At 59.9% G+C, this 7,220-nt stretch carries 7 protein-coding genes and 1 pseudogene; all 8 read left to right on the top strand.

Annotated features, from left to right (window positions below):
• Positions 1 to 231: aminotransferase class I/II-fold pyridoxal phosphate-dependent enzyme (locus WBP53_RS16855; RefSeq protein WP_423930911.1), on the top strand; the 231-nt coding region annotated here is incomplete at its 5' end.
• Positions 228 to 1,538: a 3-phosphoshikimate 1-carboxyvinyltransferase gene (gene aroA / locus WBP53_RS16850; protein ID WP_423930910.1), complete on the top strand. Its 1,311-nt coding sequence runs from the start codon at positions 228 to 230 to the stop codon at positions 1,536 to 1,538. The genes WBP53_RS16855 and aroA, both read left to right, overlap by 4 nt.
• 454 nt (positions 1,539 to 1,992) lie before the next feature.
• Entirely contained in the window at positions 1,993 to 2,673 is a 681-nt protein-coding gene (cmk, locus tag WBP53_RS16845) for a (d)CMP kinase (RefSeq protein WP_423930909.1), read from the top strand.
• A 175-nt stretch (positions 2,674 to 2,848) separates the two neighbouring features.
• Complete coding sequence (gene rpsA, locus WBP53_RS16840) at positions 2,849 to 4,516, top strand: 30S ribosomal protein S1 (RefSeq protein ID WP_423930912.1); 1,668 nt, start codon at positions 2,849 to 2,851, stop codon at positions 4,514 to 4,516.
• A 90-nt stretch (positions 4,517 to 4,606) separates the two neighbouring features.
• Positions 4,607 to 4,930: an integration host factor subunit beta gene (locus WBP53_RS16835; protein ID WP_423930908.1), complete on the top strand. Its 324-nt coding sequence runs from the start codon at positions 4,607 to 4,609 to the stop codon at positions 4,928 to 4,930.
• A gap of 57 nt (positions 4,931 to 4,987) precedes the next feature.
• Entirely contained in the window at positions 4,988 to 5,275 is a 288-nt protein-coding gene (locus WBP53_RS16830; RefSeq protein WP_423930907.1) for a lipopolysaccharide assembly protein LapA domain-containing protein, read from the top strand.
• Entirely contained in the window at positions 5,272 to 6,444 is a 1,173-nt protein-coding gene (gene lapB, locus WBP53_RS16825) for a lipopolysaccharide assembly protein LapB (RefSeq protein ID WP_423930906.1), read from the top strand. The genes WBP53_RS16830 and lapB overlap by 4 nt, the downstream gene beginning before the upstream one ends.
• Before the next feature lie 4 nt (positions 6,445 to 6,448).
• A pseudogene (locus WBP53_RS16820) lies at positions 6,449 to 7,220 on the top strand (hypothetical protein); the annotation flags it as partial.

Below are 7,220 nucleotides of genomic sequence, written 5' to 3'. Positions count from 1 at the left end.
GAACGTGAGTGGTTGCGTGCCGGCCTGGCGCAACGCGGTTTTCACGTCCTTCCCTCGCAAACCAATTTTCTGCTGGTCGACCTGGGTACTGATGCCAGTGCGCTTCAGGCCCACCTGTTTGAACGAGGCGTGATCGTACGGCCCATGGACGGCTACGGACTCGGCAACACGATTCGTATCAGCGTGGGCACCCGCTTCGAGAACGAGCAACTGTTGGCCGCACTTCCATGAGCCAGCGGGTGGACTGGATCAGCATGCCGGCGGGTCCACTGCATGGAGAGCTCCGGGTTCCGGGCGACAAATCGGTATCGCATCGCGCAATCATGCTGGCTGCCCTTGCCGACGGCGTGTCCAGGGTCGATGGCTTCCTCGAGGGCGAGGACACCCTGGCGACTGCGGCGGCATTTGGGCAGATGGGCGTACGCATTGAATCGCCGTCTGCCGCTTGTCGCATCGTGTACGGCGTCGGTCTGCACGGGCTCCAAGCCGCAGGCAGCCCGATCGATTGCGGTAATGCTGGTACGGGCATGCGCTTGCTGGCTGGCTTGCTGGCTGGCCAGGCGTTTGATTCCAGCCTGGTTGGGGATGCGTCGCTGACCTCTCGGCCCATGGGCAGGATCATCGAACCCCTGGCGGCGATGGGCGCCAGAATCGAGGCACAGCGTGGCGGCTTTCCTCCGTTGCATGTGCACGGCAATAGGGAATTGCATGGGCACTTGCATACCCCGCAGGTGGCCAGCGCACAGGTGAAATCGGCGATCATGCTGGCCGGTTTGTATGCGCAGGGCACTACCGAAGTGCAGGAAGCCCATCCGACTCGCGACTACAGCGAGCGCATGCTGGCGGCGTTTGGCTGGCCAGTCGAATTCTCCCCAGGCTGGGTTCGCCTCAAAGGCAGGCATCGACTGTCGGCCACTGACGTTTCGGTCCCTGCAGATTTTTCCTCAGCGGCTTTCTTCCTGGTGGCGGCCAGCCTGGTGCCTGGTTCCGATTTGCTGTTGCGATCGGTCGGCATGAATCCGCGACGCACCGGATTGCTTGCCGTCCTGCGCCTGATGGGTGCGGATATCAGCGAGAAAAATGCCAGGGATCAGGGTGGTGAAAGAATGGCCGACCTGCATGTCCGGTACTCGCCTCTGCATGGCATCGATGTTCCAGAGGCCCTGGTCGCCGACATGATTGACGAGTTCCCGATCCTGTTCGTGGCAGCGGCGATGGCTAAGGGAACGACACGGATCACTGGTGCGGGTGAGCTTCGGGTCAAGGAATCGGACCGTATCGCCAGCATGGCGCGCGGACTTGCAGCGTTGGGTGTGGAAATTCACGAGCAAGCCGATGGCGCGGTCATTCACGGTGGCTTGATCGGACCGGGACGGATCGAAAGTGCCGGAGATCACCGCGTAGCCATGAGTTTCGCCGTGGCAGGTTTGCTCGCGGATGGCGATGTGGAGTTGGGCGACTGTGCCAATGTGGCCACCTCGTTTCCGGGATTCTTCGATCTGGCCAATCGGGCCGGATTTTCGATCAGCACGCTTTAAGCTCGTCGCTTCTCTCTATTCGGTAGTCGAGAAATTTCTCCGTATACGCGGCATTCATGAAAGGCTTTCATTCGCTTGCGGCGCGCGAGTCACTTTCTCTTGCGTGCCGGCGGCGCCGATGTTGAACCATCACCCCAAAGCTTTCCCGCCCCGCAGGCGGGTGAAAGCACTATAGGAATGCTGCGTCTGCGGAGGAATAACATGGCAAGGAGAATTGCCTGTGGAACCTGCTTGGCGACTGCTCGCCAACTGCGCCATGCGTTGCGCTGTACATGGGTTCGGGAATGTCGCACGCGCAAGATGCGCAGGGGCTACCAATACCCTAAGGGCCACGCATCGGTCACCGCAGTACGCTCCCGGCGGGGCAGTTCGCGTATCTGTCTGATATCACCCTGTCGACCGCACGCGCAGCCACGACGTTACAATCAGGACTGGTTCCCGAATTCCGACTGGCATGCCAACCAAACCCGTACCAGTGTTGACCATCGATGGGCCTTCGGGCTCTGGCAAGGGCACGATCAGCCAACTTGTAGCCGATCAGTTGGGCTGGCATCTGCTGGACTCCGGTGCCTTGTACCGGGCCGTAGGGTATGCGGCCGGCGCCGCTGGCCTTGACCTCTCCGACGAGGAGGCCATGGCCCGTTGCGCGCAAACCACGAAAATTCGCTTCAGTGTCCCTGGCGACGGCGGCGAAACCCGGGTCATCGTCAATGGCCATGACGCGACTGACGAGCTGCGAACGGAAACGGCCGGTGCGGCGGCTTCTGCGATTGCCGCATTTCCGGGCGTCCGCAGTGCGCTTTTCGACAAACAGAAGGGCTTCCGCAAGGCGCCGGGCCTGGTAGCGGACGGGCGCGACATGGGCACCGTGATCTTTCCGGATGCCGGACACAAGGTGTTCCTTACGGCGAGCGCCGAGGAAAGGGCGCGGAGACGCTATAAGCAGTTGAAGGATAAGGGGTTGAATGTTACCCTTGCCGCCCTTTTGCGCGAGATTCAGGCGCGCGACGAGCGCGATGCCTCCCGAACGGTGGCTCCGCTCAGACCTGCAGTGGATGCTCTGACGATCGATACCACAGGTATTCCGGTCGCTGGCGTAGTCGCCGCGGTGCTCTCGGTGGTTCGTCCTGCCTGAAGGCGTGCAGAAGGGAAACGGTCCGGCATTCGTGCCGGCAATTCAACGGTGTGTACGAACACACCCTCGACAGGTGGGTCGAATCCGCGTTGCGTGAGCCAGTGTGCCACGCCTTGATTACGGCCTGTTGTCTCCTCTGGAAAACTACATGAACTCAAGTGTTGCCGAAACCGCGATGACCGAAAGCTTTGCCGAGATGTTCGAGCAGAGTCAGTCGATCGCCAACCTCAAGCCGGGATCCATTGTTCTCGGCACTGTTGTGGAAATTCGTTCCGACGTCGTCGTCATCAATGCCGGACTCAAGTCCGAAGGCATTGTTCCGATCGAGCAGTTCCGCAACGAAGAAGGTGAGCTGGAAATTGAAGTGGGCGACGAGGTCAAGGTTGCCCTCGACTCCATCGAAAACGGATTCGGCGAGACCATGCTCTCGCGCGAGAAGGCCAAGCGCTCTCTCGTCTGGGACGAACTCGAAGAAACGCATACCGCCAACGAGAGTGTCATTGGTCGCATCTCGGGCAAGGTCAAGGGCGGCTTCACCGTCGACATCAAGGACGTCCGCGCATTCCTGCCCGGTTCCCTGGTCGACGTGCGCCCGGTCCGCGATCCTTCCTACCTGGAAGGCAAGGAACTCGAGTTCAAGATCATCAAGCTTGATCGCAAGCGCAACAACGTCGTGGTTTCGCGCCGCGCCGTCGTCGAAAGCGAATTCAGTGTCGAGCGTGAACAGCTGCTCGATCGCCTGCAGGAAAACGCCGTGGTCAAGGGCGTGGTCAAGAACCTCACCGATTACGGCGCATTCGTCGACCTCGGCGGTATCGATGGCCTGCTGCACATCACCGACATGGCCTGGAAGCGCGTGCGTCATCCGAGCGAAGTGGTCAACGTCGGCGACGAGCTCGATGTGCGCGTTCTCAAGTTCGATCGCGAGCGCAATCGCGTCAGCCTCGGCCTCAAGCAACTCGGCGAAGATCCCTGGGTTGCAATCAGCCGCCGCTACCCGAGCGGCACCAAGGCAGTCGGCAAGGTTTCCAACGTCACCGATTACGGCTGCTTCGTGGAACTCGAAGCCGGCGTCGAAGGCCTCGTCCACGTTTCCGAAATGGACTGGACCAACAAGAACGTCAATCCGGCCAAGGTCGTGCAGGTGGGTGATGACGTCGAAGTCATGGTTCTTGACGTTGATGAAGAGCGTCGTCGTATCTCGCTCGGCATCAAGCAGACCCGCGCCAACCCGTGGGAAGCCTTTGCCGCGATCTTCAAGAAGGGTGACAAGGTTTCGGGCCAGATCAAGTCGATCACCGATTTCGGCATCTTCATCGGTCTCGATGGCGGTATCGATGGCCTCGTGCACCTGTCCGACATCTCGTGGGCAGCAGCCGGCGAAGACCTCGTTCGCAACTTCAAGAAGGGCGACGATATCGAGGCCGTTGTCCTCGCCGTCGATCCGGAGCGCGAGCGCATTTCGCTCGGCATCAAGCAGCTGGAGCAAGATCCGTTTGGTCAGTTCATGGCCAACAATCCGCGCGGCAGCATCCTGAACGGAACGGCAAGGGAAGTGGATGCCAAGGGCGTCACCGTGGATATCGGTGAGGGCATCGAAGGCTATCTGCGCGCCAACGACATCGCCAAGGAGCGTGTCGATGACGCAACCCTGCATTTCAAGGTAGGCGACCCGGTCGAAGCCAAGTTCATCGGCATGGATCGCAAGGGCCGGGTGCTGCAACTGTCCATCCGTGCCAAGGATGAGGAAGAACTGCAGTCGGTGCTTGATGATTACCAGGGTTCGACTGGCGCAACCACCCAGCTGGGTGCCTTGCTCAAAGAGAAGTTCAACCGCGAGTAATTGCGGGTTGGCAGGATCGTTGCTTTGACCTGCCATTGAAACCATGGTGCCCACCACAGGGGTGGTGGGCACTTCTTTGTCCCGACAACGGTGCGACCAGCGATGACAAAATCCGAACTGATCGAGGCACTTTCCGCACGTCAACAGCATCTGGCTTCCAATGATGTCGAGTTGGCGGTCAAGAGCATGCTTGAGCAGATGACGCATGCGTTGGCCAATGGCGATCGCATCGAAATTCGCGGTTTTGGCAGCTTTTCCTTGCACTTCCGTCCGCCTCGGATGGGTCGCAATCCGAAGACCGGCGACGCGGTCGCCTTGCCCGGCAAACATGTGCCACACTTCAAGCCCGGCAAGGAATTGCGTGAGCGCGTAAACGGTGGCAATAGCCCCGTTATCGCTGAAATCGCCCACTGATTCCTTCAGTACATCCTTGACTCGCCGTTTGGCGACTGTCTCCTGGAGGCGTTGGTCATGCGACTTGGCGTGGTGGTGATGATCCTGATCGCGGTTGCTTTCGGCGCCACCTTTGGTGCGCTCAATTCCGAGCGCATCCTGTTTGATTTCTATCTGGTCGACTTGCAACTGCCCAAGGGCGCCGCATTGCTGGCGGCGATGCTGCTTGGCTGGGTGCTTGGCGGTCTGCTGGTCTGGTTTGTCAGGGTTCGTCGCCTTCGTCGCGAATTGCGTCGGTGCAAGCGCATGCTCAGCGAGTCGAGAACAGAAATGACAACTGGCGGCAATCCTGTCGGCGAGACATGAGCGAGCTATCCCTGCTTTTCCTGTTGCTGCCGATCGCCGCATTCTCCGGTTGGTATGTCGCCCGGCGTGGAAGCGAGCGCACATCCGGTGCACGCGTCAGTGAGCTTTCCAGCAACTACTTTAGAGGCCTGAACTATCTGCTCAATGAGCAGCAGGACAAGGCTATCGAAGTGTTCCTGAAACTTGCCGAATACAACCGCGATACTGTTGAAACGCATCTTGCCCTGGGCAATCTGTTTCGACGCAGGGGAGAGGTCGATCGCGCCATTCGCGTGCACCAGAACCTGATTGCCCGGCCCAGCCTGAGTGACGAAGAGAAAACGGTAGCCCTTCTGGAACTTGGTGAAGACTACATGCGTGCCGGTTTGCTTGATCGCGCCGAAACCCTGTTTACGGACCTGGTTTCAATGAATGCGCTGGCACCTTCCGCATTGACCCATCTGGTTTCGATTTACCAGCACGAACGAGACTGGAACAAGGCCATAGAGAACGCCACCAGGCTGGAGGCGGCTACTGGCGAATCCTGCGGCGCGATGATTGCGCAGTTCCATTGCGAATTGGCAGAGCAGGCTCGAGCGGTCAAGGACTGGCCACGCGCCAAGGAATGCCTGGCCGCAGCCCTGGAAGCCGAAGTCGATTGTGTGCGCGCGAGCATCATTCTCGGAAATATCGAGGCCGCGAACGACAATCTCCAGGCAGCGATTACTGCCTTTGAGCACGTGGCTGATCTTGATGTCGACTATGTGCCGGAGATCCTGTCGCCATTGCTGGACTGCTACGCCAAGGCCCAGTGCATGCAGCGCGCAGAAGAGTTCCTTCTCCGCATGACAGAGCGCTACCAGGGCGTTTCGCCCGTGCTGGCACTGGCCAGCCTCTATTCCCGAACCCAGGGCGAGAAGGCTGCTGTCGAGTTCCTCACCCGACAACTGCATCAGCGTCCCTCCGTGCGAGCACTGGTTGCGCTGATCGATGCCAACCTGCACACCGCTCGTGACGAGGCACGCGAGAGTTTGCTGATCCAGAGGGACCTGACCAGAAAACTGCTTGAAGGCCAGGCCATGTACCGCTGCACGCGTTGTGGATTCGGCGCCAAGGCGCATCACTGGCAATGCCCCAGTTGCAAGAACTGGAGCACTGTCAGGCCCATCCACAGCGTGGTTGGCGAATAGTCTGATGCAGGGCTTCGATTCTGCGTGGATCGTCCTGTGTCCCGCCATCCTTGGCCTTTCAGCCTGGTTGACCCGCTTGAGCATCGGCTATGCACACCGACGCCAACTGATTGACCACCCCGGGCAGCGGCGTTCGCATGATTTGCCGACGCCACGGGGTGGGGGGATCGGGATTGTCGTTTCGGTCCTGGTGGGGTTGGCAGGCTTGCTGATTTTCGGGATGTTCGATGGGGAGGGAGACCTGCAGGGCCAAAACGGCTGGCGGTTCACGGCTACGCTGGTTTTGATGCTGGCAATCGCGCTAGTCGCGATTGTTGGCTGGATCGATGACCATCGCGGGCTCAGCGCACGCTTGCGGCTTTGCGCCCATGTATTCGCGACCTTCCTGCTAGGAATGCCGGCGCTGCAGTTGCTCGGTCCTGAGTGGACGGTCAATCCGGCAGCCGGGTGGATGGCGGCAGCCATGCTGATTTGCGCGCTGGCGATCGTATGGTCGATCAACTTGCACAATTTCATGGATGGCATCAACGGATTGCTGTCGCTTCAGGCCTTGTTCGTCTTTCTTGTCCTTGCATGGATCTGTGCGCAGGCGGGTCGAAGTGACGAGGCGCGGACGATTGCCTTGTTCGCGGCGGCGACGCTGGGATTTGTTCCGTTCAACTTTCCGCGTGCGCGAATCTTCATGGGGGATGTCGGCAGCGGTGTCCTGGGGCTGCTGGTCGCAGTCGCCATTGGGTGGCAGATAGCCGCCGCACCCGAGTTCTGGATGGCTGGAC

Source organism: Dokdonella sp., from assembly GCF_049593775.1.
Classification (GTDB): Bacteria; Pseudomonadota; Gammaproteobacteria; order Xanthomonadales; family Rhodanobacteraceae; genus Dokdonella.
The sequence above is the reverse complement of the archived record's forward strand: the minus strand, read 5'-3'. Positions and strand labels throughout refer to the sequence as shown.

What these genes read in the sequence shown, in the direction of transcription:
- rpsA (WP_423930912.1), top strand. Translation starts at nt 2,849, where the DNA reads ATGACCGAAAGCTTTGCCGAGATGTTCGAGCAGAGTCAGTCGATCGCC.
- cmk (WP_423930909.1), top strand. Translation starts at nt 1,993, where the DNA reads ATGCCAACCAAACCCGTACCAGTGTTGACCATCGATGGGCCTTCGGGC.
- aroA (WP_423930910.1), top strand. Translation starts at nt 228, where the DNA reads ATGAGCCAGCGGGTGGACTGGATCAGCATGCCGGCGGGTCCACTGCAT.
- WBP53_RS16830 (WP_423930907.1), top strand. Translation starts at nt 4,988, where the DNA reads ATGCGACTTGGCGTGGTGGTGATGATCCTGATCGCGGTTGCTTTCGGC.
- lapB (WP_423930906.1), top strand. Translation starts at nt 5,272, where the DNA reads ATGAGCGAGCTATCCCTGCTTTTCCTGTTGCTGCCGATCGCCGCATTC.